The sequence below is a fragment of the Micromonospora sp. C81 genome (assembly GCF_018070425.1).
In the GTDB taxonomy this organism is placed as follows: domain Bacteria; phylum Actinomycetota; class Actinomycetes; order Mycobacteriales; family Micromonosporaceae; genus Micromonospora; species Micromonospora zamorensis.
In genome coordinates this window covers 74,886-99,610 of sequence record NZ_JAGPXS010000012.1, presented here as the reverse complement: position 1 = coordinate 99,610, position 24,725 = coordinate 74,886, and the positions used below count along the sequence as shown (strand labels likewise).

The window sequence follows — 24,725 nt, the reverse complement described above, 5'->3', positions numbered from 1 at the left end:
CTCGTCGGCGCCGCCCCGGCCTGCCCTACAGCAGGCCGGCGAGTCTGTAGAGGACCAGCGACCCGGCGACGGCGACGTTCAGGCTCTGGCCGTGCCCGACCATGGGAATCTCCACGGCCGCGTCCAGGTGGTCGAGTGCCTCGGGCGGGATGCCGGTCGACTCGTGCCCGAGCAGCACCACGGTGCGCCCCCGAGCGGCGGGCAGGTCACCGAGTCTGACGGCCTCGTCGGCCAGCTCCACCCCGAGAATCCGGGTGCCGGCGGCCCGTTCGGCGGCCAGCCACCGCAGCGGGCTGCCGACCCGGTGGACGCAGCCCGGCCGGCGCAGGGTGTTGCCCCGGGCCAGAGCCTCGTCCACCCACCGGAACGGCGGCACGGCTAGGCAGGCACCGACCGCGTCACAGGTGCGCAGCAGGGTGCCCAGGTTCGCGCCGTGCAGCGGCCAGAGCGGGGCGGCGATCAGATGACCCCAGCAGCGATGCTGGCGGGGTCGGCGGGCGGCACGCAGCTCACGCCTTGGCCGGACCCGGATGGCGGCGCTCACGCCGCGCCGGCGACTCCGCCGGACAGAAGAAAGATCATGTGAGAGGTGCTTGGCGGCGCACCCAGGCCATCACCGACAACAAGAACCCTCACCATACCCCGCGCACGGACCGCGTTCAGACGCCAAGATCCGCGCAACTTCAGGGAAAGCGCTGCCTGCGGGATGTCGGAGGCAGCAACTCCCCCGAAGTTGCGCGGATCTTGAGGTCGGGACACCCCGCACGCCCCGGGGGGCGGCGGGTTTGGGGGGTCAGTCGCGTTCGATGAGGTGGCCTACCACCGTTGGGCCGAGCATCACCGCGAAGCCACTGCCGTCGCGGCGGGGGTCCGCCGCCGGCAGCTCCACCGGATCGCCGGTGCCGGTCGCGCCGACCGGGCGCGGGCCCACCCAGGCAACCGCCACGTCCGTCTCACCCTTGAGGAAGCGGTGCGCGCGCACGCCGCCGGTCGCCCGGCCCTTCGCGGGGTACGACTTGAACGGCGTCACCTTGACCGTCGCCCCGGTGGAGGTGACCACCATCGGCTCGCCGTGCCCCGGGTCGTCGGTGCGGACCGCGCCGAAGAACGTCACCCGCGCACCGGCCGGCAGGTTGATGCCGGCCATCCCGCCGCCCTTGAGGCCCTGCGGACGAACCAGCCCGGCGGGGAAGCGCAACAGCGACGCCTCCGACGTGACGAACGTGAGCGATTCGGTGCCATCGGTCAGCCAGGTCGCCCCGACCACCTCGTCACCGTCGCGCAGACCGATCACCTCGAACTCGTCGGAGCGCACCGGCCACTCCGGAGCGCAGATCTTCACCACGCCCTGCCGGGTGCCCAGCGCCAGCCCCGGCGAGCCCTCCGCCTGCCCACCCAGGGGGGCCAGGCCGACGACGGTCTCCCCCGCCTCCAACGGCACCAGCTCGGCCGCGGACATCCCGCCTCGCAGCGACACCGTGCCGGCCTGCTCCGGCAACACCGGCAGCGGCAGGACGTCGACCTTGAAGGCCCGGCCAGCACTGGTCAACAGCAGCACCCGACCCCGGGCGGTGGAGTGCGCGATGGCGCGTACGGTGTCGTGCTTGACCCGGCCGTTGCGTCGGCGCCCCTCGGAGCTCTCCTCCGACTCGGCCGCGGTCCGGGCGACCAGCCCGGTCGCGGAGAGGATCACCTGGCACGGGTCGTCGGCGACCTCCAGCGGGCCGGCCGGCACGGACGCGGCCAGCACCTCCTTGAGGTCACCGTCGACAAGCGTCGTACGCCGTTCGGTGCCGAACTGCTTGACCACGGCGGCCAGCTCGTCGGAGACCAGCTTCTTGAGCACCCGCTCGTCGTCGAGGATCTTGCTCAGCTCGGCGATCTCGGCGCGCAGCCGCTCCTGCTCGGCCTCCAGCTCGATCCGGTCGAACTTCGTCAACCGGCGCAGCGGAGTGTCCAGAATGTAGGTGGCCTGGATGTCGGACAGGCCGAACCGGCTCATCAGCCCGTCCTTCGCGGCCTGCGCGTCGTCACTGCCCCGGATCAGCCGGACCACCTCGTCAATGTCCAGCAGGGCGATCAGCAGACCGTCGACCAGGTGCAGCCGCTCCTGCCGCTTGCGCCGACGGTACGAGGTGCGCCGGGTGACCACCTCGTAGCGGTGGGCAAGGAAGACCTCCAGCAGCGCCTTCAACCCCAGCGTGCGCGGCTGACCGCCGTCCAGGACCAGGTTGTTGACGCCGAACGACTGCTCCAGCGGGGTCAACCGGTAGAGGTCGGCGAGCAGCGCCTGCGGGTTGACGCCCACCTTGCACTCGACGACGAGGCGGGTGCCGCTCTCCCGGTCGGTGAGGTCCTTGACGTCGGCGATGCCGGTCAGACGCTTGGTCTTGGTGACCTCGTTGGTGATGGCCGCGATGACCTTCTCCGCGCCGACGCCGTAGGGCAGCTCGACCACGGTGATCGCCTGGCGACCACGGCTGCCCTCGATCGGGCCGATCTCCACCTTGCCGCGCATCCGCACCACGCCGCGCCCGGTCTCGTACGCCCGGCGCACCTCGTCCAGGCCGAGCAGCACCCCACCGGTGGGCAGGTCGGGGCCGGGGACGAACTCCATGAGTTTGTCCAGAGTGGCGTCCGGGTGGTTGATCAGCCAGCGGGCTGCCTGGACGACCTCGCCCAGGTTGTGCGGGATCATGTTGGTGGCCATCCCGACCGCGATCCCGGACGCGCCGTTGACCAGCAGGTTGGGGAATGCGGCCGGCAGCACTGTCGGCTGGGTCAGTGACCCGTCGTAGTTGGGCTCGACGTCGACGGTGTCCTCGCCCAGCTCACCGACGAGCAGCATGGCCTCACGGGACATTCGTGCTTCGGTGTAACGCGAGGCTGCCGGGCCATCGTCTGGAGATCCAAAATTTCCATGCCCGTCGATGAGGGGCACGTTGAGCGAGAAGTCCTGTGCGAGGCGAACCATGGCGTCGTAGATCGCCGTGTCGCCGTGCGGATGGTACTTACCCATGCAGTTGTGGACGACGTAGCCCTCGGCAACGAAGGCGTGCTCGTCGCTGCCGACCTGAATGTCGTAGGTGACGTCGGGCGACACCGGCTCCACCGAGGTGACCCGTAGGAAGGATCCACCGACCAACGCGTCCAGCCGAGAAGCGAGCGGTGAACCGAGGCGGTGGAGTTTGCGGATCCAGCCGTCTCGTACCGCACGCTCTAATTGGAAAGATCGTTCAGCGAGCGGGACGCCATTGCGGTCCTTGCCATATCGCACCTTCGGTCCGCCGCTAGCCGACAGGGAGTCGCGGAACGCTTGGCCATCCCGGTCCCGAAACCACCCGCCGCCCTGGTGCGCGGCCGTGAACGCGGCCATGACCGGGGCGTACGGCAGCCGGTCATTGCCCTGCTTGCCGCCGTACTGGTAGTCGATCTCGGCGACCCGTTGCAAGTCGTCGTGCTTGTAACCGATCCGCACCCACGGCAGCAGAAGACGGGCGAGATCCGAGGCGTCCCGGCCGCTGACCGACAGGCCATGAAGAGGGTGCTCCTGTGAGCCACGACCGCTGGTCCAATGGTGCCCATGTAGCCCCAGGTCGGCAAGCATGGCGTAAATCTGCCGCACCAGCACCTCGCTGGTACTGACGAAGACAACCTCCCGAAAACGCTTACGAATGTAGCCGTCTCCATCGAAGAAGCCGGCGAGAAATGGCACCCAGGCCGACCGGTCGCGAATGATGTCGGCGGGCACACGCTTGTCGCGGCTGAGCGGGCGCGTGGCCTCTAGCAGTCCTTCGTGTCGGCTGAAGGTAAGAATGTGCTGGTCGCGGTGCAGCGGATTCTCGGCCTCACGCTTTCCTCGGGAAACGTTCAGCCCACTGGCGATGGCCCAACCATGGGCGACATCGAGCGGCTCAATGTCACACATGTGGATCCGGACCCGACCGTCCGCCGCGCGAGATCGGTGCACTGGGAAGCCCTCGGCTACCAGCAGCCCGCGCACATAGTCGTAGATGTCGCCGGTCGGTGTTGACACCACATTTCGGCGGCTGCCGTACGCCAACGCCAGTCGCCCCGGGAGGTCCCGAGCCTCCACCCATTGAACCGAAAGGTCATCGGCGACCACGCGGAAGCGTTGGCCCGGCGTGACGAGCATCGTGTGCCCGTTGCTCCAGGTCACGCGCACGAGGTCGGACACTGGATTCTGATAGACAGCGGTCACCGGCACTGGTGCGCCAGCACCATCCAGAACGAGGTCACCGACCTCGATCTCCTCGATGGTCCGAAGGCCAGCGGGCGTCGAGACGAGTGTGCCGGCGACGAAGCAGTCACCCACAATTCGGGCGGACTTCACATGCCCGCGATCCGGGCGGTAGCCCTGCTCGTACATCGACCAGAGGATGCGCCGGTGCACGGGCTTGAGGCCGTCGCGCGCGTCGGGCAGCGCGCGGGAGTGGATGACCGAGAACGCGTACTCCAGGTAGGAGTCGGACACCTCGGTGACCAGCGGGTTGTCGAAAACCCGCGCGCCGGCCTGGTCGAACGAGGAGAGGTCGACCTTGTTTTCCTTACGGCGTGCCATGACTCAGCTCTCCATCGGAACGAAAAAAGCGCTCATGCGTCGATCGCATCCCGGTCGACGCGGTCGGCGGAGTCGATCAGCCAGTTGCGGCGCGGCTCGACCTTCTCGCCCATCAGCAGTTCGAGGATGCGTTCGGCGGCGTCGACGTCGTCGAGGGTGATCCGGCGTACGGCGCGGGTGGCCGGGTTCATCGTGGTGTCCCACAACTCGTCGGCGTCCATCTCACCGAGACCCTTGAAGCGCGGGATGGGCGTGACGATCTGCTTGCCGGCCTTCTCCAGCTTGCGGACCGTCGTCTCCATCTCGGCCTGGGTGTAGGTGTAGACAGTCTGCGGGCTGCGCCCCTTGGTGGTGATCTTGTGCAGGGGCGGCATCGCGGCGTAGAGCCGACCGGCCTCGATCAGCGGGCGCATGTACCGGGCGAAGAGGGTGATCAGCAGCGTGCGGATGTGCGCGCCGTCCACGTCGGCGTCGGCCATGATCAGCACCCGGCCGTAGCGCAGTGCGGAGAGGTCGAACGTGCGCCCCGAGCCCGCGCCGAGGACCTGGACGATCGCCGCGCACTCGGCATTGTCCAGAACCTGCTGGAGGTTGGCCTTCTGCACGTTGAGGATCTTGCCGCGGATCGGCAGCAGCGCCTGGTATTCCGAGGATCGGGCCATGCGACTCGTCCCGAGTGCGCTGTCACCCTCCACGATGAACAGCTCACTGCGGTCGATGCCGGTGGCCCGGCAGTCGACCAGCTTCGGCGGCATGGACGCGCCCTCCAGGGCGGTCTTGCGCCGGGCGGCGTCCTTCTGCTGCTTCTGGGTGAGCCGCACCCGGGCCGCGTCGACGATCTTCTGGAGGACCGTGCGGGCCTCGGCCTTGGTGCGCCGGTCCTCCAGCCAGGCCTTGACGTGCGCGTCGACCTGCGTCTGGATGACCTTGGTGATGCCGGTGGTGGAGAGCTCGTCCTTGGTCTGCGAGGTGAACTGCGGCTCGGGGATCCGCACGTGCACCACCGCTGTCATCCCCTCCAGGACGTCGTCGAGGGTGGGCGGCTCCTCCTTGGCCTTGAGCAGGCCGCGGGTGTTGCGGATCGCGTCGGCGAGGCTGCGGACGAGGGCCCGCTCGAAGCCCTTGCGGTGGGTGCCGCCGTGGGCGTTGCGGATGGTGTTGGTGAAGCACTCGACGGTGCGCTCGTAGCCGGTGCCCCACCGGAACGCCACCTCGACCTCGGCGCGCCGCTGCACGTTGGACTGCATGACGCCGTTGGCGTCGGCGGCGTTCTCCCGGTAGGTCCCCTCGCCGTTGACCAGCAGGGTGCCGGAGACCGGCCGGTCGCCGGCCGGGGCGAGGAACTCCACCATGTCGCTGAGCCCGTTGGGGTAGTGGAACCGCTCCTCGGTGGGTGCCTCGCCGGTCAGGTCGCGCAGCAGGTAGGTCACGCCGGGGACCAGGAAGGCGGTGTTGCGCAGCTTGGTGCGGACCGCCTCGACGTCGAGCGCGGCGCCGGTCTCGAAGTAGCGGGCGTCGTGCCACCAGCGGATCGACGTGCCGGTGCGCTGGCCGCGCTTGACCGCGCCGACGACCTGGAGCCCGGGGCCGGCGGTGAAGGGCGCGTCCGGCCCGTCGCCGTCGAAGATGCCCGGGACGCCGTGCCGGAAGGACATCGCGTGGATCTTTCCGGCCCGGCGGACGGTCACGTCGAACCGGCGGGACAGCGCGTTGACCGCCGAGGCGCCGACGCCGTGCAGGCCGCCGGAGGTCTTGTAGCCGGAGCCGCCGAACTTGCCGCCGGCGTGCAGCCGGGTGAGCACCAGCTCGACGCCGGAGATGCCGGATTTGGCATGCACGTCGGTGGGGATGCCCCGGCCGTCGTCGTCGACCTGCACAGAGCCGTCGGCGTGCAGGATCACCTCGACGGTGCTGGCGTGACCGGCGACGCCCTCGTCGGTGGAGTTGTCGAGGATCTCGTTGACGAGGTGACCCACGCCACGGCTGTCGGTGGAACCGATGTACATGCCGGGCCGCTTGCGGACAGCGTCCAGCCCCTCAAGGTGGGTGAGGTCATCGGCCCCGTACAGGGTGTCAGGCTCTGCGGTCAACTGGTCGTACTCCCCGGTCTCGGCGGTGTGCAGCCGGTCACCGGCGACATCAGCCGGCGTGGCGCGCCGCAGCGAGCCTAGCCCGAGGCTAGGACAACTCCCGGAGGGCCCGCGCGACCCGCCGCGCGGGAGCCTCCGGACGTGAGCGAGGAAACAGCCTGCGGGTGATCACGGGACCACGCAGAGGCACCGGCGTCGGTACGCTCTCATGATCGCGGCTGGTCGAGGGCATTCGTCGGGAGGCGACCGGGATGGACGAGACGACACGTGACGCCCTGCGACGCTCCCTCGGCACCCGCGCCCGGCGGTGGCTGCTCGTGGGCACCGTGCTGGCGGGTGTGCTGTACGCGGTGGCGCTGGTGGCGGCGGCGGCTCCCGCCGACCGGACGTTCGCGGCGCTCTCGGAGACGGTCCAGAGCCTGATGTCGGTCGTGACGCCGCTCTTCGGCATCCTGCTGGTGCGCGACCTACGACGGGCGCCCGGCTCCGCCCCGGTCCTGCCCAGCGTGCTCGCGGTGGTGCTGCCGGCCGTGGTCATCGGTGTCGTCGGGGTGCTGATCTGCGCGGCGACGCTGGCGCTCTCCCCGGCCGAGGTCGCCGACGAGCCGTGGCGGCACGCCGGCACGGTCGCTGTGGGCAGCGTGCTGGTGCAGGTCGTCGCCGGCCTGGTCGGCACCGGGCTGGGTCTGCTGCTGCGGTCGACGGTGGTCGCGTTCCTCGCCACGATCGTCCTGCCGCTGGGCCTGTTCGGGCTGTTGGGCGCCGTGGACGCCCTGCGTCCGGCGCAGCCGTGGCTCACCCCGCTCGGCAGCGTCCGCAACCTGCTCTCGGGGGACATGACAGTGCTGCGGTGGGCGCAGTGGTTGTGCGTACTGCTGCTCTGGGGTGTCGGTCTGAACGCCGCCGGCGCGGCCGTGCTCAAGCGCGGCGGCGACCTGAGCCGCAGGTAGCTCGGCGCGGCCACCCGGCGAAGGCCGGCGTGGTCGACGGCCACCGTCATCCGGAAGTGCTGGTCCGCCTCGGCGAGGCGCACGGCACGTCTACACGCGCATGTCTTTCATCGAACGATTCTGTTACGGGCCATTGACGCCCGTCGCACAGGGGTGATCTGATCTCGCTCTCAGAGAATCTTTCATCTTTCGATGGATGGGGGCCCCATGCCCAGGTTCCGCCGTACCGCGCTCGCCGCGGGACTAACGATCGCCATGGCCGCGCTGTCGACAGCCGTCGCGCTGCCCGCACCCGCGTCCGCCGCGCTGCCCACCGCCGCGGTGGCACTCGGGGACAGCTTCATCAGCGGCGAGGGCGCCGGGGCGTACACCCCGGTGGTCGACGTCAACGGGGTCGCCCAGGGCTTCCCCGGTTGGACAGCGGCCAACAACAACGCGTTCTTCTGCCACCGGTCGGCGAACGCCTCGCTCAACAAGGCCAACCTGCCGGGCATCCAGAACCGGTTCAACCTGGCCTGCTCCGGCGGCCAGCCACGCGACATCGCCACCGCCTCCGCCGCCCGGGAGAAGGGCCGCACGGTGGCCGCGCAGATCGACCAGCTCCGCGCTGTCGCGCAGACCCAGGACATCGACCTGGTGCTGATCGGCCTGGGCTCCAACAACAGCTCGTTCACGTTCGGCAGCGTCGCGGAGAAGTGCGCCAACCGGTTCATCGCCGACGCGTGGACCGGCTGGTGGGAGTTCTGGGCGTACCTGGGTGGCCCGGTGGAGCAGAAGCCGTGCAGCGACGCCGACCTGGCCACCGCAGCGCAGATCAGCGCCGCGACCGCGGAGACCACCGCCGCCGTACGCCAGCTGCTGACCACCCTGGACCAGGTGGACGCGGACGGACAGCACCGGGTGGTGTTCCAGGACTACACGAACCCGTTGCCGCTGGACCTGAACCCGCAGTTCCACGAGGAGGACAGCCGGGACGACACCCGGGACAAGTTCCGCGACCTGGGTGCCGAGCGGTACGCGGCCGGTTGCCCGATCCACCGGGCCAGCCTGGCCCCGGGGCACCGCTTCTCGCAGGCTCTGGGCACCATCGTGAAGTCCACCCGGGACACTCTGGCGGCCGAGTTCCCCGGCGACGACCTGGTGTACCTGAACGTGCAGCAGGCCTTCAACGGCGCCCGGCTCTGTGAGCAGACGAGCAGCCCGACGGGCTCGCTCGCCACGCCGATCCGGCTCCAGGACGGCGCGACCGGCACGTTCGTCACCAGCCTCGCCGGCAAGGACAAGATCGCCATCCAGCGGATCGCCAACACCTGCGTCAGCTACTTCCAGACCTGCCAGGAGTCGTGGCACCCGAACGCGACCGGGCACCAGGTGCTCGGCCAGTGCCTGAGCGGCGCGGCCTCCACCAGCGCCCGGTCGGTGGCCTGCGTCCGCGCCGGCAACGGGACGATCTCCGTCTCCTGACCGCATCGCCATCCCGGAGGCCCCGCCGATCGGCGGGGCCTCCGTCGTGTCGACCACCTGCGGCTACCCGCCAGTAACGTCAGGCCGTAGGCTGGGCCGGTGAACGGGGACCCGGAGTACGCGCAGGAGTTCGTCGAGGTCGACGGTGGTCGGCTGGGTGTGCAGGTCTATCCGGAGCCGACCGGTGTGACGGATGCGCCGGTGGCCGTGATCTGGCCCGCGATGGGCGTCCGCGCCCGTTACTACCGGCCCTTCGCCGCCGAGCTGCGCGCCGCCGGGCTGGCCGTGGTCGTCGCCGACCTGCGTGGCACCGGGGCGAGCACCCCCACGCCGAGCCGGGCCGACCGGTACGGCTACCCGGAGCTGGCCGCCGACGTCGGCGCCGTGCTGGCCGCGCTCAAGCCACGACTGGACGGGCGCACCCGGTTGCTGGTCGGGCACTCGCTCGGTGGGCAGGCCGCCCTGCTGCACCTCGCCCTGCACGGCGGCGACGAGGTGGACGGGCTGGCGCTGATCGCTGTCGGCATCCCGTACTGGCGAAACTATCCGGGTCGGCGCGGCCTCGGCGTGCTGCCGTACACCCAGGGGATCGCCGCCACCACGGCGCTGCTCGGCGTGTGGCCGGGTTGGGGGTTCGGCGGCCGGCAGGCGCGCGGCGTGATCCGCGACTGGGCGTACACCGCGCGCACCGGCCGGTTCCCCCGGCTCAACGGCACGGACACCGAGGCGGCGGTACGCGCGGTGCGGACACCGGTGCTGGCCGTCAGTGTGGACGACGACCAGTTCACCCCCCACGAGACCGTGGACAACCTCTGCGAGAAGCTCGCCACGGCCCCGGTGACCCGGGAGCGCTACACAGTGGCCCAGGCCGGCGCGCCGCTGGACCACTTCACCTGGGTCCGCGCGGGCGCACCGCTGGCGCGGCGGGTCGCCGAGTTCGCCGGCGACCTGCCGCCACGCTGAGTCGTACCGGCCGGTCGCCGTGCGACGGCCCGGCCGGCCGACTCACTCGTCCCGCTCCAGCGGCACCAACTCATCGTCGCGCTCCACCTGGATCGCCGCGTGATCCTTGCGCGGCGCGACCTCCGCGGTGTTCTTGTGCGGGTCGTTGTCCGGGTGCATGAGCACAGCGTCTGTCTTGGGGGTCTTCTCCCGGCTCTCGTCCGGCTGCGACATCGCGTTCCCCTCTCGTCGGCGTCGCTCGGGATCTACCCGCCACCGCGCGGACGACTCCTGCTTGCGCGATACGGCCCAGCGGTGCCCGCAACGTCCCCTGGCTGCCCGGTACGGCCTGGATCGGCCCGCACGGGGCGGGGTTAGCCGCCCGACCGGCGGGTAAGCCGCAGCGCCCGACACGGCGGAAGGGGATCACATGTCCGAACGGCATACCGCACTGCGCTCGATGCACGATCTGGGCCTGGCGGCCTGGTTTGGCGGCTCCCTCATGGGTGCCTTCGGTGTCAACGGCGCAGCGGCGAAAATCAGCGACTCGACTCAGCGACTCCCGGTCGCCTCGGCGGGATGGTCCAGGTGGACCCCCGTCAACGCGGCGGCGATCGGCGCACACCTGGCCGGCGCGGTGGGCGAGCTGGTGACGGAGAGCCCACGGGTGGCGGCCCAGTCCGGCGTCGCCCGGACGAGCGTCATCAAGACCGCGTTGACGATCGGGGCCCTCGCTGTGACCGGTTACAGCCGGTTGATCGGCATGCGGTTGGAGAAGGCGGGTGGCCCGTCGGTGAGCGGCGCCACCGAACCGAACCACCAGACTCCGGCCAGTGTGGCCTCCTCGCAGCGGCAGATGAAGCTGCTCCAGTGGGCCATTCCGGCACTGACCGGGACCCTGGTGGTGGTCACCGCCTACATGGGCGAGCAGCAGAAGCCCGGGCAGGTGTTCCGGGGGATGCTCGGCCGGGGCGGCGGGATGAAGAGCGCCTCGAAGACCATGATCAAGATGGCGGGGATGAGCAACGGCAAGCGGCCGATGGCGATGGCCGGACGCTGAACGTCGGGCCGGCCGGCGTCCCGCCGCCACCTCGACGGCGGGGCGCTGGCTGGCCCTACGCAGGCTCATCGACGCGCCGCGCAGGCCAGGTGGCGACGACGGTGGGCGGAGACGGCACACCGTCCGCCGGTAGCGGCGGACCGACGAGCGGGGTGGCCATGGCGGCGTACGAGGCACGCAGCGGCGACAACGACCGGCAGGAGCCGGAGGCGGTGAAGCCGTGGGGCACCAGCGACGGCTTCGACGCCGACGCGCCCTGGGGCACGGACGAGGATTCACCGATGGACGAGGGCAGCGAGGAGACCGCGGTGCCCGAGGGGCGGCGCGGAGAGCGACGCGCGGGTGCCCCGGCGGGGCCGTCCGATCCGGCGGGACGGCACGGCTTCGGTTCGGTGGAGCCGACCCGTACGACGATGGCCGGTCCGGGTGCCCCACCCGACCCGGCGCCCAGCGGCCGGACCTTCCCCGACGACGCGGACATCGGCGAGTCGACGCAGGACGCGTTCCGTGCCCGGGGCCGGCGCTCCTGACCCGAACGCCGGCCTTCCCGATCGTCAACCGGTGGGCGACGCCGCCCGGGCCGGGACAGCCTGATCGGCGATCATCGTCTCGGCGAGCAGTTGCGCCAGCCGGGTGGCGTCGCGTTGGGACTGCCCGGCGCAGCAGTTGTTGAACAGCACGTGCAGGTCGTCGGCCTCGGTGGCCAGCTCGGCCAGCAGACCGGCCCAGTGCCGAAGCTCGTCCTCGGCGTACGCGTACCGGAACTTCTCCTGCTTGTCGCCGTCCCGCCAGGCCGCGCTGTGGCCGTGGAACCGGACGATCGCCGGCTCCGCCGTCGTGGTGAGGATCGGTGGCACCGACGACGGATGCCCCTGCGGCATGTCGACGCAGACCAGGGACAGGTCGTGCGCGCGCAGCAGGTCCAGGGTGTCCGCCGCGGCCGGACCGTCGAACCAGGACCGGTGCCGCAGCTCCACGCCGACCCGCCACGGCCGGCAGCGCTGCGCCAGCTCGACGATCCGGCGTTCGGCCGCGACGCCGCGGGCCAGCCACGGTGGGAACTGCAACAGCACCACACCCAGCTTGCCGGCCGCCGCCATCGGGTCGAGGGCCGCGCGAAACCGGGTCCACAACTCGTCGTACGCCTCCGGCGGCAGGTCCCGGCGGCGGATCCGGCTCGGGCCGCCCGCCGGGCGCAGGTCCCGGGGCAGCGCGGCGACCGGCGTCGGGTGGCCGGTGAAGAGGCTGAACGCCTTGACGTCGAAGGTGAAGTCGTCCGGGGTGGCGTCGACCCAGCCCTGCGTGGTCTCGGGCACCGGGACGGCGTAGTAGGACGTGTCCACCTCGACCAACGGGAACCGGCCGGCGTAGAAGCCCAGTCGACGGGCCGGTGTGTTGGCCGAGCGCGGATACCACCCGGAGCGCAGCAGCGACTGGTCCGCCCAGGACGACGTGCCCACCTTGATTACACCCATGTCATTCAGTGGACGGCCGCTGGCGCGGATCGGCAACCGCTGGCGGGTCGCGCGTCGCCCCGGTGTCGCGCCCGGGAAGTGTCGGTGCCTCGTCCTACGGTGACACCGGATGAGATTTCGGGTGTCGAGCGCACAGCGACGAAGGGTGGCGGCATGACCAGCACGGAGCAGCTCACCGGTGAGCGGGCCGACCTGTTGCAGAGTCTGCGCAGGCATCGCGGTTTCCTCCTGCAGACCGTCGACGGGCTCACCGACGAGCAGGCGGCCACCTGTCCCACGGTCAGCGCGCTCAGCCTCGGTGGCCTCGTCAAGCACGTTGCCGGCATCGAGCACCGCTGGATGCTCTTCGCCGTGGGCGGCGCGGAGGCGATGGAGCGCGAGGCCGTCGACTGGGTCGGTCAGTTCCGGATGGAGCCGGGCGAGACCCTGGCCGGGCTCGTCGAGCGATTCAAGGAGGTGGCTGCCCAGACCGACGAGCTGGTCGCCACCCTCGACCTGGACGCGGCACACCCGCTGCCGCAGGCGCCGTGGTTCGAGCCGGGTGCGAGTTGGACGGTTCGTCGGGTGCTGCTGCACCTGATCGCCGAGACGTCCCAGCATGCCGGGCACGCCGACATCCTGCGGGAGTCGATCGACGGCGCCAGGACCATGGGCTGACCGAGGCGCCGTTGAGCGTCGACGGCGGCGGGTCTCAGCGCTCCCGTGGGCGGGCCCTGTGCGCGGTGTTCCGGTCCCTCGCGTAGGCGTCGGAGTGACCCCATCGACCGGGGATGTCCAACAGGTCCAACCGACCGAAGCCGGCCGGCACGGCCGGGTTCACCAGCAGGTTGTCGCCGGTGGGTCGCAGCCCCAGCATGGTGCTCAGCAGCATCAGCAGCGCACCCGACGACCATGCCTGCGGGCGCCCGGCCGCCGGCAACTGGACGGGATACTTCGTCAGCCGGCGCTCGTGGCCGGCGATCATCTCCGGCACCGCCCCACCGAGGGTCTGTGCCATGTCGAAGATGGCGGCCGCGATGGTGGCTGCCTGGGTGTCGAAGCCGTAGCGGCGCAGCCCGGCGGCGATCAGGGCGTTGTCCGCCGGCCACACGGCGCCCAGGTGGGAGCCCATCGGGTTGTACGACCGCTGCCCGGTGGCGAAGGTGCGCACTCCCCAACCGCCGAACAACCGCGACCCGACCAGGTGCTCGGCGACCGCCTCGGCGCGGTCGTCCGGGACGATCCCGCTCCACAGCAGATGCCCGATGTTGGATGACAGCGCGTCGGCCGGCTCACCGTACGGGTCGAGGGCCAACGCGTAATACTCCTGGTGCGGCAGCCAGAAGTCCCGGTTGAAGCGCTCCTTCAGCGCCGCGGCTTCCCGCTCCAGACGGTCGGCGTACGCGGGGTCACCCCAGAACTCCCGGGCCAGCCGGGCGCCGCGCACTTTCGCGTCGTAGACGTAGCCCTGCACCTCGCAGGTGGCGCGGGGAAAGGCGGGTTGCCGGCCGTTCGCGTCGGTGATCGACTCCGGGGAGTCCTTCCAGACCTGGTTGATCGCACCGTACCGCTCGTTGCGACGCTGGTAGCGCACGTAGCCGTCCCCGGTCAGGTCGCCGTACTCGTCGATCCAGTCCAACGCCATCCGGGCCGGGTGGCGCAGCTCGCGGACCAGGTCCGCGTCACCGGACCAGCGCTCGTACTCGTCGAGCAGGACGACGAAGAGCGGGGTGGTGTCCGCCGAGCCGTAGTACAGCGCGTTCGCCCGGTCGCCGAACGCTCCGGACTCGCCGTAGCGCAGATGGGCCAGGATCTTGCCCGGCTCCTCGTCGATGTCGTCGTCGAGCTGACCGCCCTGCATGAGCGCCAGCATCCGCAGCGTCGCGGGGGCCAGTTCGGGGGTGAACGCCAACGTCTGGAGGCTGGTGATGATGCTGTGCCGTCCGCACAACCACATCGTCCACGGCAGACCCGCGACGGGCACCCGATCGTCGTACGACAACGGCCTGTACCGCAGCGCCGCCAGGTCGGCCAGGCTGCCCCGGTACATCTCCTCCAGCCCGCGGCGCTCGGCCACCAGCTGCGGCGCCCGGTCCATCCAGTCCGCCAGGTCCTCGCGCATCCCGGTCCGCACGGCCCACTGGTGCGACTTGAGGTGGGCGCGCATGTCCTGGCCGTCCTCGCCGCCCATGGTCATGGCGACGTGCAGGTCCGTCTCCCACTGCCCCTCCGCGTCGATCCGGATCCGGAACGTCATTCCCCCCTCGTCCACCTCGACGGGAAGGGTGCTTCGCACTGTGGTCTGGCGGACGAACCGGTCCCGCTGATAGCGCAGCACGAGCCGGTTGTTCGCCGAGTCGGCGGTGGCCTCGACGGTCCGCTGCCGGAGCCCGAGCTCGGCGATGTCGGAGAAGTCGCTGCCCATCTCCATCCGTACGGTGAACTCGGCGGGCTGCGCCGAGTGGTTCAGCACGGTGATCTTCTCGTGGAAACAGTCGTGGATCGACCGGTGCCGGATGATCGAGACGTCGGCGTCGACGTAGTGACTCGCCGCGCCGGGCACCAGGAAGAACCGGGTCTCGAAGTACGTCATGTCGTCGCGGGAGAGCGCGTTGATCCGCTCGCCGTCGATCCTGAGCACCCAGTGGGACAGGAAGCGGGTGTCGAACGCGAAGAGACCGACCGGCTGCTGCGGGTCGACCTCCATGTCGCCCTGAGCGTCGCTGTTGGCGAACACGCTGCCGGCGATCACGTGGAGCAGTTCCTGCCTCACCGCCCGGCCTCCCGGGTGGCCACCGCGTCCCGCTCCGGTGCCCGGCGCGCCAACGCGGCCCGGCCGAGCTCCCGCGGATGGCGGGCGCCGGTCGGCCCCGGGAAGATCCGCCGCAGCAACATCAACAGTTGGATGTTGCCCTGCACGGTCAGCTCGTTGCGCAGCAGAGCCGCGCCCGGATGCAGCTCACCGTTGACCATCTGGTCGACGACCGACCGGTCCGCCCGGACCACCAGTTCGGCGTCGTCGGCCGAGCGGGCCACGTTGACGTGCTGGTCGGAGATGGTCAGATACCAGTGGTCGGTGCAGCCGTCGGCGCGTACGTCCAGGCGCAGTGTGCCCGCTGTCGTTTCCGGCAGGTCGGGGCGCCGGCCGGAATCCAGCTGTCGCAGGTACTGCTCCGCCGTCGTACGCATCAGGTTCCCCTCCCACGGTTCTCCGCAGGATCACCGGCGCCGGGGTGACGCCGGTTCACCCGCATGGGATGAGGGCCACCGAGCTTGCGCCCGCGTCGGCCCGTTTGCGCGGCGGCAGAGCGGGCAGCCACCGGTCCAGCCGAGAGTCAGGACGGACGGGAGCATCGGATGCGCGCGCTGCGGTTGCAGGAGTGGAAGTCGGAACCGGAGTTGGTCGAGGTCCCCGATCCGACGCCCGGGCCGGGTCAGGTGGTGGTCCGGATCGGCGGCGCCGGCGCCTGCCATTCCGACCTGCACCTGATGGACGACTTCGAGCCGGGCGCCATGCCCTGGAACCCACCGTTCACCCTCGGCCACGAGAACGCTGGCTGGGTGCACGCCCTCGGTGACGGCGTGACCGGGCTGTCCGTCGGGCAACCGGTAGCCGTCTTCGGCCCGTGGGGCTGTGGCACCTGCGCCCGCTGCCGGGTCGGCGTCGACCCGTACTGCGAGAACCCTGCTGGTGCACCGGTGCCGAGCGGGGGTGGCGGGCTCGGACTGGACGGCGGCATGGCCGAGTTCGAGCTGGTCCCGGACGCCCGGCACGTCGTACCCCTTCCCGAGGGGCTGGATCCGGTGGACGCCGCGCCGCTGACTGACGCGGGCCTCACCCCGTACCACGCCGTCCGGCGGTCCTGGGCGAAGCTGCCGCCGGGCAGCACGGCAGTGGTCATCGGGGTTGGCGGGCTGGGGCATGTGGGCGTGCAGATCCTCAAGGCCACCACAGCCGCGCGGGTCATCGCGGTGGACACCCGCGCCGAGGCGCTGCGGCTGGCCGAGGAGTGCGGCGCCGACCGCACCGTGATGTCGGGTCCGACCGCCGCCGAGGAGATCCGCGAGGCGACCGGCGGTCGGGGTGCCGACGTGGTGCTGGACTTCGTCGGTGCGGACGCCACCATGGCGCTCGGTGTGGCGGCGGCCCGCACCGTGGGTGACCTGACCATCGTGGGCATCGGAGGGGGCACCGTGGCGGTGTCGTTCTTCTCCGTGCCGTACGAGGTGAGCATCGCGACCACCTACTGGGGCAGTCGCCCGGAGCTGGTCGAGGTGCTCGATCTGGGTGCCCGTGGCCTGATCCGGCCGAGGACCACCACCTTCGCCCTGGACGACGCGCTCGACGCGTACCGGCAGATGCGCGACGGCACACTGGACGGCCGGGCGGTGATCGTGCCCTGAGCCCGGCGGACCCCGGTCAGCCGGCTTTGATCAGGCCGCGTACGTAGGCGGCCTGGCCCACGTGTTGCAGGTCGTCGTCGGCGACGCTGACCAGTCGGACGCCGAGGGTGACCGGCGGGTCCCACCCCTCGTCGACCACCCGGTCCAGGTCCGCCGGGCGCAGACCGGCCACGAACGATCCGGTACGCGACGCGACCGCCTCGTAGTAGTCGATCAGCGCCTGTGCGCTCTCCGGTCGCACTGCGGCGACCTGCGCGGGCGAGTGCCCGTAGCCGGTGTTGTCGGGGTCGGCGGTGAGGCCGAACCGGCCCGCCCAGTCGCCGCTCACCCAGATCTGCTCGGCGTCGAGCAGGTCGGCGACGTGGTGGTCCTGCACCCGGGTGAGGTGCCAGACCAGCCAACCGATCGAGTTGGTGCCCGGCCCGGGCTCGTGGCGCAGTTGCTCCGGGCTGAGCCCGTCGACCGCCGCGCGGACGAGGTCGGGCAGCCGGTCGTACGTCTCGGTCAGCAGGTCACTCACGTCCACCGGGCACGCCTCCTGGTCGGTTTCGCACCAGGTACCGCCGGAGACGGGCGCTCAAACCTCGGCCGCTACGGTGATCGAATGGTCGCGGCGTTGGAGTTGTATCTGGACCCGGACGCCAGCCGCCGCATCCGGGTGCTGTGGGACGCGCTGGAGGCCGAGGGCGTGCAGAGCATGCGTTCGCTGCTGGAGCGGCGCCACCGACCGCACGTCTCCCTCGCGGTGGCGCCCCGCTTCGACCCGGAGCAGGTCGCCGAGGCGCTGCGCGGGACGGTGGTCGCGGCCCCGCTGCGCCTCGACTTCCAACACGCCGGCCAGTTCGTCGGTCGGGTGCTCTGGCTCGGCCCGGCGCCCACCCCGGAGCTGCTGGCCCACCAACGCCTGGTGTCCGACCGGCTCACCGCCGCCGGCATCCCGCTGGCCGAGCACTACCAGCCGGGTCGCTGGGTGCCGCACTGCACGCTCTCCATGCGGGTGCCGAACGCGCTGATGGCCGCCGCGGTGCGGCGCTGTCTGGAGGTGTTGCCACTGGCCGCGACCGTGGTCGGCGCGGCGCTCACCGACCACGCGCGCGGCATCGCCCATCCACTGCCCTGAGCACTGTCCAGGGGTCTGCCCCCTGACGGGCGCGGGAGGCACCCACAAAATGTCCGGTTTGGCGGGCGACAGTCGGGAAACTGAAAACAAGCGGTGGTGACGCGGCCCGACGTGGGATGGTTCGACATGGATGCCGTACCGGTGGTGACCTGCCCGAGCGCGGGTGGCCCGGCCGGTGGCGCGGGCGCACCCCGTGTCGCCGAGGCGGCTTCGACGAGGAGAGGCAGTGCCTATGCAGGCTCAGCGCAGGCCACCGCGCGCGGAGCGGAGCCAGACCCGGGACGACCGGACCGGGGGCGGAATGACCGGGGCGGCCACGCCACTGACGATCTGGGCCGCCGCCGTGCTGCTCGGCCGGATCAGTGCCGGCGACGACGACGTCGAGGACGAACGGCACATCCTGCGCGGCATCGAGTGATCCCGGCCGAGCTGCTCACAGCCAGCCGCGCCGCTTGAAGATCAGGTAGAGGGTGCCGCAGACCAACAACATCAGCAACAACGCGAACAGGTAGCCGAAGCGCCAGTTCAACTCCGGCATGTGGACGAAGTTCATCCCGTACACGGTGCCGATGAGCGTGGGAGCGAACAGGATCGCCGCCCAGGACGAGACCTTCTTCAGCTCCTCGTTCTGCGCGTAGCTGGCCGCGGTGAGGCTGCGCATCTCCTCGTTCTGCTGCTGCGAGACGAGCGTGGCGTTGACGGTGAGGATGTTCTGCAACAGGTGCCGGAACCCGTCCACCCGCTCCACGACCTGGGTCAGGTGGTCGGTCACGTCGCGCAGGTAGCGGCGTAGCTCCTCGTCCTCGCTGCCGCTGCCGGCGCCGTCGGCCAGCGCGTCGAGCACCGTGAGCAGAGGGCGGGCGGCCCGCTGGAACTGGATGACCTCGCGGCTGAGGCCGTAGATGCGCCGGCTCGCGTTCGGGTCGCCACCGAACACCTCGGTCTCGATCTCGTCGATGTCGTTCTCCAGCCCGGCCACCACCGGGGCGTACCCGTCGACGACCTGGTCGAGGATCGCGTACAGCACCGCCTCCGGGCCCCGGGCGAGCATGTGCGCCTCGGTCTCCAACCGCCGCCGCACCGCGGCCAGGTCCGGTGCCTCACCGTGCCGGACGGTGACCACGAAGCCCGGCCCGATGAACAGGTGCAGCTCGGAGAACTCGACCTCCTCGCGCAGGTCGTCGTAGCGGGCGGCGCGCAGCACCACGAACAGGGTCTCCCCGTACCGTTCCAGCTTGGGGCGCTGGTGGGCGTTGATCGCGTCCTCGACCGCCAGGTCGTGCAACCGGAACTCCCGGGCCAGCGAGGTGATCTGCTCGATGTCGGGCCGGTACAGACCGATCCAGGCCATCGCGCCGTCCTGCTCCTGCAGGCAGCGGTACGTCTCGGCGAGGCCGGACGGCGAGGCGAACCGGTGGCCTCGGATGTAGACCGCGCTGTCCACCAGCCCGCCGGCCGGCGCAGCGGACGAGTCCGTGGACGGCGGCACGCCGATCCTGGTCTCGTACTCGTCGAGTTGGCGACCGAAGCCACCACCCGGGCGGAAGCGACGGCCACCGACCATGCCCTGTCCCCTCCCCCGGCGACGCCCGGCACGGCGCACGCCCGCCGACCCGGGGGCGCTGCTTCCCCCCTGCCCCGGGCCCGAAACCCGCTGCGGCGGCGGCTGGGTTCCGCGCACCGGCGGACGGGCGCCGTACGGCGGGCGGATACTCACGGTGACCATGGGCGGGATGACGGGGGACGCGCCGGTGGAGGTCGACAGACGCGCGGGCCGGCTGCGCAGGTGGCTGCTCGGCACCGGCTCGGAGCAGCCCGTGCAGCACCCGGGGCCGCACGGGCGACCGCCGGAGCACCGGCACCACCCGTGGTGGAAGGTGATGTGCCTGACCGGCGTCGACTACTTCTCGACGCTCGGCTACCAGCCGGGCATCGCGGCGCTGGCCGCCGGGGCGCTCTCACCGGTGGCGACCCTGGTGCTGGTGCTGGTGACACTGCTGGGCGCGCTGCCGGTCTACCGGCGGGTGGCGGTGGAGAGCCCACACGGTGAGGGTTCCATCGCGATGCTCGTACGCCTGCTGAGCTACTGGCCCGGCAAGTTGCTGGTGCTGGTGCTGCTCGGTTTCGCGGCCACCGACTTCATCATCACCATCACCCTCTCGGCGGCCGACGCGACAGCGCACATCGACGAGAACCCGTTCTGGCCCAGCGGGCTCAAGGGACACGAGGTGCTGGTCACGCTGGTGCTCGTGTCGCTGCTGGGCGCGGTGTTCCTCAAGGGATTCACCGAGGCCATCGGGATCGCCGTCGTCCTGGTCGCGCTCTACCTGGGGCTGAACGCGGTGGTGATGGTCGACTCGCTGTGGCGGGTGGTGACGCACCCGAGCGCCGTCGAGGACTGGACGACCACGCTGAGCACCGGGCACGGCGATCCCTGGATGGTGGTCGGGCTGTCGTTGCTGGTCTTCCCGAAACTGGCGTTGGGGCTGTCCGGTTTCGAGACCGGGGTGGCCGTCATGCCGAGCGTACGAGGCGACCCGCAGGACTCCGAGGCGCGCCCGCTGGGCCGGATCCGCGGCGCGCGCCGGCTGCTCACCACCGCCGCGGTGATCATGAGCGTCTTCCTGATCACCAGCAGCGTGACGACCACCGTCCTGATCCCGCCGGAGGCCTTCCAGCCGGGTGGGCCGGCGAACGGCCGGGCGCTGGCCTACCTGGCGCACGAGCACCTCGGGGAGGTGTTCGGCACCGTCTACGACCTGTCCACCATCGGGATCCTCTGGTTCGCGGGGGCGTCGGCGATGGCCGGTCTGCTCAACCTCGTACCCCGGTATCTGCCGCGCTACGGCATGGCACCGACCTGGGCGCGTGCGGTCCGGCCGCTGGTGCTGGTCTTCACCGCGGTGGCGTTCCTGATCACGATCCTCTTCGAGGCCAGCGTGGACGCGCAGGGCGGCGCGTACGCCACCGGGGTCCTGGTGTTGATCACGTCGGCGGCGACGGCGGTGACGCTCGCGGCAAGACGGCGACGGCAGCACGGCCGCACCATCGCGTTCGGAACCATCGCGGTGATCTTCATCTACACCACGGTGGCGAACGTGGTGGAACGCCCCGACGGCGTCAAGATCGCGGCCTGCTTCATCAGCGCGATCATCGTGGTCTCGGTGCTCTCCCGGTTGTCCCGGGCCTACGAGCTGCGGGTCAGCCAGGTCGAGCTGGACACGGTCGCGACCCGGATGATCGACGAGCGCAGCGGGCGGCGGATCCGCCTCATCGCGCACGAACCCGACCACCGGGACGTGGCGGAGTACCGCGCCAAGCTGGCACAGACCATGGCGGACAACGACTTCCCCGACGACAGCGACGTCATCTTCGTCGAAGTGCACGTCACCGACCCCTCGGACTTCGAAACCGAGCTGCTGGTCCGCGGCAGCATGGCGGACCACCGCTTTCCGGTGCTCAGCCTGGCCAGCTCCTCGGTGCCCACCGCGCTCGCCGCCCTGCTGCTGGAGATCCGCGACCGGAGCCGGCGACGCCCACACATCTACTTCGAGTGGAGCGAGGGCAGCCCGGGCCGCAACATCCTGCGCTATCTGGCGTTCGGGCAGGGTGCGATCGCCTCGGTGACCCGGGAGATCCTGCGCCGCCAGGAGCCCGACCCGCGCCGCCGGCCGCACGTACATGCCGGCTGACCTGCGGGGCCGGGCACCTCGTCGCGGTGAGCGTGGTCATAACGACTGGACGATCCACCGGTGCCTGCTGCTAGCCTCGGCCCAGGTCATGAGCGCCAGCGCGAAGCCCCGGCTCGCTGGCCGGCAACCCTCCTCCGCGGTGGGGTGCCCCGGGTGAAGACCAGGCACCGGCACGACGTCGGTGCAAGCGTGGCCTGGCACCCAGGTCAGCACAGACCCGGGAGAACCATGCGCATCCTCAGCACCACCCCACCGACCGACGTCGCGGAACTCCGCGCCGGTTGGCCCTCGCCGGCACTGACCCGGCGACGGCACGTGGACATGATGCGAATGTGCAGCGCCGCCTGTCGCGGCATGACGCACTAGCGCAGCACTTCTCCCGAACCCTCTCCCTCACCGGTACGCCCATCGGGCGCACCGTCGGCGACGCACACCCGTGCGTGCCGAGACACGACCTCTCGGAGACACCCGTGCGACTTCTTCCTGCCCTGACCCGTGCCGCCGCCCTCGGCGCGGCCGCCATCCTGGCCGCCAGCGCGCTCACCGCCTGCGGCGACGACAGCTCGTCCGACGCCGCCGCCAACCCGTACGGCCTGGCCCAGCCGGGCGTGCTGCGGGCCGGCACCCTGACCGACGCCCCGCCGAACGTCTTCCTCAAGGACGGGAAGTTCACCGGCTTCGACAACGACCTGTTGACCGCTGTGGCCGGCAAGCTCGGCCTCACCGTGGAGTTCGTCGGCACCGACTTCTCCGCGTTGCTCTCCCAGGTCAACAACCGCAAGTTCGACGTCGGCAGCTCCTCGATCACCATCACCGAGGCGCGGAAGAAGACAGTCGACTTCGGCAACGGCTACGACTTCGGCTACTTCGGCCTGGACGTCCCGGCCGGCTCCCCGATCACCGGCTTCGACCAGCTCGCCGGCAAGCGGGTCGTGGTGGTGCAGGGCACCGTCCAGGACGACTACGCCAGCGGCAAGCAGCTCGACCCGGTGCGGGTGCCGGACTACAACGGCGCGATCAACCAGCTCAAGGCCGGCACCGCCGACGCGTGGATCGCCCCGGCCGAGATCGGCGAGAAGTCGGCCGCCGACAGCAACGGCAAGATCACCGTGGCTGCCAAGCAGCTCAGCCCGGCGCCGACCGCGTACGCCGTCGCCAAGGGCAGCGACAAGCTGCGCGAGGCGCTGAACAAGGGCCTCGACGAGGTCATCGCGGACGGCACGTGGAGCCGGTTGCAGGCGCAGTACTACCCGGGCCGGCCGATCCCGGCGGACTTCACGCCGGGCAGCGGCACCGTGGCGGCACCGTCCGCGTCCGTTGCGCCGTCGGCGTCCGGGTCCGCTGCGCCGTCAGCGTCCGCGTCCGTTGCGCCGTCGGCGTCCGCGTCGACCGCGTCCTGAACCGGTGACGAGCGAGCAGGGCGGTAGGAGAGGCAACCGATGGATCCGTTGAGCACCCTGTGGGAAACCTTCTTCGACTGGGAGGCGATGGGCGAGGCTCTGCCCGAGATGCTGACCGTCGGGCTGCCCAACACGCTGATCCTGGCGGTCTCCGCCGCCCTGCTCGGCTCGGTGCTGGGCCTGCTGCTGGCCGTCGCCGGAATCTCCCGCAGCCGGTGGCTGCGCTGGCCGGCGCGGGTCTACACCGACGTGTTCCGTGGCCTGCCGGCCGCGGCCACGATCCTGCTGATCGGCGTCGGGCTGGCCCCGCTGGGCATGCAGGTCTGGGGACCGGACCCCTACCCGCTGGGGATCCTGGCGCTGTCGCTCATCGCCGCCGCGTACATCGGGGAGATCTTCCGCTCCGGCATCCAGTCGGTGGAGGCCGCCCAGTTGGAGGGTGCCCGTGCTCTCGGCTTCTCCTGGTCCGACTCGATGCGGCTGGTGATCATCCCGCAGGGCATCCGGCGGGTGCTGCCGGCCTGGGTCAACCAGCTCATCGCGCTGATCAAGGACTCCAGTCTGGTCTACTTCCTCGGGCTGGTGGCCAGCCAGCGGGAGCTGTTCCGGATCGGGCAGGACTACGCGGCCACCACCGGCAACGAGTCGGCGCTGCTGCTGGCAGGGGTGTTCTACCTGGCGCTGACCGTCCCGCTGACGCACGTCGTCAACTGGATCGACCGACGGCTGCGCAACGGTCGGCCGGCCGCCGCGCCGACAGACGAGGACGACGAAGACACCACCCCGGCGTACGCCCCGACCGAAGGAGACCGGCGATGAGCACCGACACGACCACCTCGGTCAGCCTCGACGTCCGCGACGTGCACCTCGCCTTCGGGCCGAACCGGGTGCTGCGCGGCGTCGACCTCACGGTGCCGCGCGGAGCAACAGCCTGCGTGATCGGCCCGTCCGGGTCGGGTAAGTCCACACTGCTGCGCACCATCAACCGGCTGATCGAGCCGGACCGTGGCGACGTGTTGCTGGACGGACGCAGCGTGCTGGGCGACGACCCGGACGCGCTGCGGCAGCGGGTCGGCATGGTGTTCCAGCAGTTCAACCTCTTCCCGCACATGAGCGTGCTGCGCAACGTCACCCTCGCGCTGCGCCGGCTCCGCAAGCTCGGCGAGGACGAGGCGGAGTCCGTGGCACGGGCCCAGTTGGAGCTGGTGGGGTTGGCCGGCAAGGCCAACTCCCGACCAGCTCAGCTCTCCGGCGGTCAGCAGCAGCGGGTCGCGATCGCCCGGGCGCTGGCACTTCGACCCGAGGTGATGCTCTTCGACGAGGCCACCTCCGCGCTCGACCCGGAGCTGGTCAAGGGCGTCCTCGCGGTGATGGCCGACCTGTCCGCCGCTGGCATGACCATGGTGGTGGTCACCCACGAGATGGGCTTCGCCCGGCAGGTGGCCGACACCGTGGCCTTCATGGACCGGGGCGTGGTGCTGGAGGCCGGTCCGCCCGGGCAGGTCTTCGAGCGGGCCGAGCATCCTCGGCTGCGCCGCTTCCTCGCCCAGGTGCTCTGAGCCGACCG

At 71.0% G+C, this 24,725-nt stretch carries 22 protein-coding genes, 2 pseudogenes and 1 riboswitch; of the genes and pseudogenes, 13 read left to right on the top strand and 11 right to left on the bottom strand.

What is annotated here, in order from left to right; translation table 11 throughout:
• Positions 1–25: 25 nt before the first annotated feature.
• The 5 genes and pseudogenes from KBX46_RS20240 to KBX46_RS20230 form a co-directional block, all read right to left on the bottom strand.
• Positions 26–544, bottom strand: a complete 519-nt coding sequence (locus KBX46_RS20240) for a TrmH family RNA methyltransferase (protein ID WP_210793646.1) — start codon at positions 542–544, stop codon at positions 26–28.
• A gap of 249 nt (positions 545–793) precedes the next feature.
• Positions 794–3,376: a DNA topoisomerase (ATP-hydrolyzing) gene (locus tag KBX46_RS20235; RefSeq protein ID WP_308159640.1), complete on the bottom strand. Its 2,583-nt coding sequence runs from the start codon at positions 3,374–3,376 to the stop codon at positions 794–796.
• 147 nt (positions 3,377–3,523) lie between these two features.
• Positions 3,524–4,156, bottom strand: a pseudogene (locus tag KBX46_RS33310) (LAGLIDADG family homing endonuclease); the annotation flags it as partial.
• Positions 4,157–4,327: 171 nt separating this feature from the next.
• Positions 4,328–4,582 (bottom strand): annotated as a pseudogene (locus KBX46_RS33165) (DNA gyrase subunit A); the annotation flags it as partial.
• 32 nt (positions 4,583–4,614) lie between these two features.
• Complete coding sequence (locus tag KBX46_RS20230; RefSeq protein ID WP_247667852.1) at positions 4,615–6,672, bottom strand: type IIA DNA topoisomerase subunit B; 2,058 nt, start codon at positions 6,670–6,672, stop codon at positions 4,615–4,617.
• A 251-nt stretch (positions 6,673–6,923) separates the two neighbouring features.
• Here KBX46_RS20230 and KBX46_RS20225 point away from each other — a divergent pair, with 251 nt between their 5' ends.
• The 3 genes from KBX46_RS20225 (at position 6,924) to KBX46_RS20215 (ending at position 10,049) form a co-directional block, all read left to right on the top strand.
• Positions 6,924–7,622 (top strand): hypothetical protein, encoded by a 699-nt coding sequence (locus KBX46_RS20225; protein WP_210793644.1) that lies wholly within the window; start codon positions 6,924–6,926, stop codon positions 7,620–7,622.
• A 207-nt stretch (positions 7,623–7,829) separates the two neighbouring features.
• The gene (locus tag KBX46_RS20220; RefSeq protein ID WP_088947193.1) at positions 7,830–9,086 is read left to right on the top strand and encodes a hypothetical protein; all 1,257 of its coding nucleotides are present in this window, start codon (positions 7,830–7,832) and stop codon (positions 9,084–9,086) included.
• 99 nt (positions 9,087–9,185) lie between these two features.
• Positions 9,186–10,049 carry an alpha/beta fold hydrolase gene (locus tag KBX46_RS20215; RefSeq protein ID WP_210793643.1) on the top strand — a complete coding sequence of 288 codons (864 nt, stop codon included), beginning with the start codon at positions 9,186–9,188 and terminating at the stop codon, positions 10,047–10,049.
• 42 nt (positions 10,050–10,091) lie between these two features.
• On the opposite strand, the gene KBX46_RS20210 is transcribed toward KBX46_RS20215, so the two are convergent.
• On the bottom strand, positions 10,092–10,262 hold the full coding sequence (locus KBX46_RS20210; protein ID WP_157743920.1) for a hypothetical protein: 171 nt from the start codon (positions 10,260–10,262) through the stop codon (positions 10,092–10,094).
• Between the two features lie 196 nt (positions 10,263–10,458).
• Between KBX46_RS20210 and KBX46_RS20205 the strand changes: the two genes are divergently transcribed.
• Positions 10,459–11,088, top strand: a complete 630-nt coding sequence (locus tag KBX46_RS20205) for a hypothetical protein (RefSeq protein ID WP_210793642.1) — start codon at positions 10,459–10,461, stop codon at positions 11,086–11,088.
• Between the two features lie 89 nt (positions 11,089–11,177).
• Positions 11,178–11,618: a hypothetical protein gene (locus tag KBX46_RS20200; RefSeq protein WP_308159630.1), complete on the top strand. Its 441-nt coding sequence runs from the start codon at positions 11,178–11,180 to the stop codon at positions 11,616–11,618.
• A 24-nt stretch (positions 11,619–11,642) separates the two neighbouring features.
• On the opposite strand, the gene KBX46_RS20195 is transcribed toward KBX46_RS20200, so the two are convergent.
• The gene (locus KBX46_RS20195; protein ID WP_141908644.1) at positions 11,643–12,563 is read right to left on the bottom strand and encodes a DUF72 domain-containing protein; all 921 of its coding nucleotides are present in this window, start codon (positions 12,561–12,563) and stop codon (positions 11,643–11,645) included.
• A gap of 153 nt (positions 12,564–12,716) precedes the next feature.
• Here KBX46_RS20195 and KBX46_RS20190 point away from each other — a divergent pair, with 153 nt between their 5' ends.
• On the top strand, positions 12,717–13,220 hold the full coding sequence (locus KBX46_RS20190; RefSeq protein WP_210793641.1) for a DinB family protein: 504 nt from the start codon (positions 12,717–12,719) through the stop codon (positions 13,218–13,220).
• Between the two features lie 34 nt (positions 13,221–13,254).
• Here the strand turns inward: KBX46_RS20190 and KBX46_RS20185 are convergent, their stop codons facing one another.
• Together KBX46_RS20185 and KBX46_RS20180 are read right to left on the bottom strand one after the other, a co-directional pair.
• Positions 13,255–15,315: a glycogen debranching N-terminal domain-containing protein gene (locus tag KBX46_RS20185; RefSeq protein WP_210793640.1), complete on the bottom strand. Its 2,061-nt coding sequence runs from the start codon at positions 15,313–15,315 to the stop codon at positions 13,255–13,257.
• Positions 15,312–15,731 (bottom strand): SCP2 sterol-binding domain-containing protein, encoded by a 420-nt coding sequence (locus tag KBX46_RS20180; protein WP_099857236.1) that lies wholly within the window; start codon positions 15,729–15,731, stop codon positions 15,312–15,314. The genes KBX46_RS20185 and KBX46_RS20180 overlap by 4 nt, the downstream gene beginning before the upstream one ends.
• 168 nt (positions 15,732–15,899) lie before the next feature.
• On the opposite strand from KBX46_RS20180, the gene KBX46_RS20175 reads away from it, so the two are divergent.
• Positions 15,900–16,946: an NAD(P)-dependent alcohol dehydrogenase gene (locus KBX46_RS20175; protein WP_210793639.1), complete on the top strand. Its 1,047-nt coding sequence runs from the start codon at positions 15,900–15,902 to the stop codon at positions 16,944–16,946.
• A gap of 16 nt (positions 16,947–16,962) precedes the next feature.
• Here the strand turns inward: KBX46_RS20175 and KBX46_RS20170 are convergent, their stop codons facing one another.
• Entirely contained in the window at positions 16,963–17,472 is a 510-nt protein-coding gene (locus KBX46_RS20170) for a DUF664 domain-containing protein (protein ID WP_210793638.1), read from the bottom strand.
• Positions 17,473–17,550: 78 nt separating this feature from the next.
• On the opposite strand from KBX46_RS20170, the gene KBX46_RS20165 reads away from it, so the two are divergent.
• Positions 17,551–18,066, top strand: a complete 516-nt coding sequence (locus KBX46_RS20165; RefSeq protein ID WP_088947185.1) for a 2'-5' RNA ligase family protein — start codon at positions 17,551–17,553, stop codon at positions 18,064–18,066.
• 226 nt (positions 18,067–18,292) lie between these two features.
• Positions 18,293–18,484: a hypothetical protein gene (locus KBX46_RS20160; RefSeq protein WP_141908638.1), complete on the top strand. Its 192-nt coding sequence runs from the start codon at positions 18,293–18,295 to the stop codon at positions 18,482–18,484.
• A 15-nt stretch (positions 18,485–18,499) separates the two neighbouring features.
• Here KBX46_RS20160 and corA read toward each other — a convergent pair whose 3' ends face one another.
• On the bottom strand, positions 18,500–19,630 hold the full coding sequence (corA, locus tag KBX46_RS20155) for a magnesium/cobalt transporter CorA (RefSeq protein ID WP_210793637.1): 1,131 nt from the start codon (positions 19,628–19,630) through the stop codon (positions 18,500–18,502).
• A gap of 169 nt (positions 19,631–19,799) precedes the next feature.
• Between corA and KBX46_RS20150 the strand changes: the two genes are divergently transcribed.
• From KBX46_RS20150 to KBX46_RS20135, 4 genes are all read left to right on the top strand, one after another.
• Positions 19,800–21,758 carry an amino acid transporter gene (locus KBX46_RS20150; protein ID WP_247667851.1) on the top strand — a complete coding sequence of 653 codons (1,959 nt, stop codon included), beginning with the start codon at positions 19,800–19,802 and terminating at the stop codon, positions 21,756–21,758.
• An 84-nt stretch (positions 21,759–21,842) separates the two neighbouring features.
• Positions 21,843–21,954: riboswitch (SAM riboswitch) on the top strand.
• Positions 21,955–22,228: 274 nt separating this feature from the next.
• Positions 22,229–23,158, top strand: a complete 930-nt coding sequence (locus KBX46_RS20145) for an ABC transporter substrate-binding protein (protein ID WP_210793636.1) — start codon at positions 22,229–22,231, stop codon at positions 23,156–23,158.
• A gap of 39 nt (positions 23,159–23,197) precedes the next feature.
• A complete protein-coding gene (locus KBX46_RS20140; protein WP_210793635.1) occupies positions 23,198–23,977 on the top strand; it encodes an amino acid ABC transporter permease in 780 nt (259 codons plus the stop codon).
• Entirely contained in the window at positions 23,974–24,717 is a 744-nt protein-coding gene (locus KBX46_RS20135; protein ID WP_179783018.1) for an amino acid ABC transporter ATP-binding protein, read from the top strand. Before KBX46_RS20140 ends, KBX46_RS20135 begins: the two co-directional genes overlap by 4 nt.
• Positions 24,718–24,725 lie beyond the last annotated feature (8 nt).

Coding starts and splice junctions, on each gene's coding strand:
- KBX46_RS20165 (WP_088947185.1), top strand. CDS start 17,551: ATGGTCGCGGCGTTGGAGTTGTATCTGGACCCGGACGCCAGCCGCCGC.
- KBX46_RS20175 (WP_210793639.1), top strand. CDS start 15,900: ATGCGCGCGCTGCGGTTGCAGGAGTGGAAGTCGGAACCGGAGTTGGTC.
- KBX46_RS20180 (WP_099857236.1), bottom strand. CDS start 15,731: ATGCGTACGACGGCGGAGCAGTACCTGCGACAGCTGGATTCCGGCCGG.
- KBX46_RS20235 (WP_308159640.1), bottom strand. CDS start 3,376: ATGGCCGCGTTCACGGCCGCGCACCAGGGCGGCGGGTGGTTTCGGGAC.
- KBX46_RS20210 (WP_157743920.1), bottom strand. CDS start 10,262: ATGTCGCAGCCGGACGAGAGCCGGGAGAAGACCCCCAAGACAGACGCT.
- KBX46_RS20135 (WP_179783018.1), top strand. CDS start 23,974: ATGAGCACCGACACGACCACCTCGGTCAGCCTCGACGTCCGCGACGTG.
- KBX46_RS20190 (WP_210793641.1), top strand. CDS start 12,717: ATGACCAGCACGGAGCAGCTCACCGGTGAGCGGGCCGACCTGTTGCAG.
- KBX46_RS20140 (WP_210793635.1), top strand. CDS start 23,198: ATGGATCCGTTGAGCACCCTGTGGGAAACCTTCTTCGACTGGGAGGCG.
- KBX46_RS20205 (WP_210793642.1), top strand. CDS start 10,459: ATGTCCGAACGGCATACCGCACTGCGCTCGATGCACGATCTGGGCCTG.
- corA (WP_210793637.1), bottom strand. CDS start 19,630: ATGGTCGGTGGCCGTCGCTTCCGCCCGGGTGGTGGCTTCGGTCGCCAA.
- KBX46_RS20225 (WP_210793644.1), top strand. CDS start 6,924: ATGGACGAGACGACACGTGACGCCCTGCGACGCTCCCTCGGCACCCGC.
- KBX46_RS20195 (WP_141908644.1), bottom strand. CDS start 12,563: ATGGGTGTAATCAAGGTGGGCACGTCGTCCTGGGCGGACCAGTCGCTG.
- KBX46_RS20150 (WP_247667851.1), top strand. CDS start 19,800: ATGACGGGGGACGCGCCGGTGGAGGTCGACAGACGCGCGGGCCGGCTG.
- KBX46_RS20220 (WP_088947193.1), top strand. CDS start 7,830: ATGCCCAGGTTCCGCCGTACCGCGCTCGCCGCGGGACTAACGATCGCC.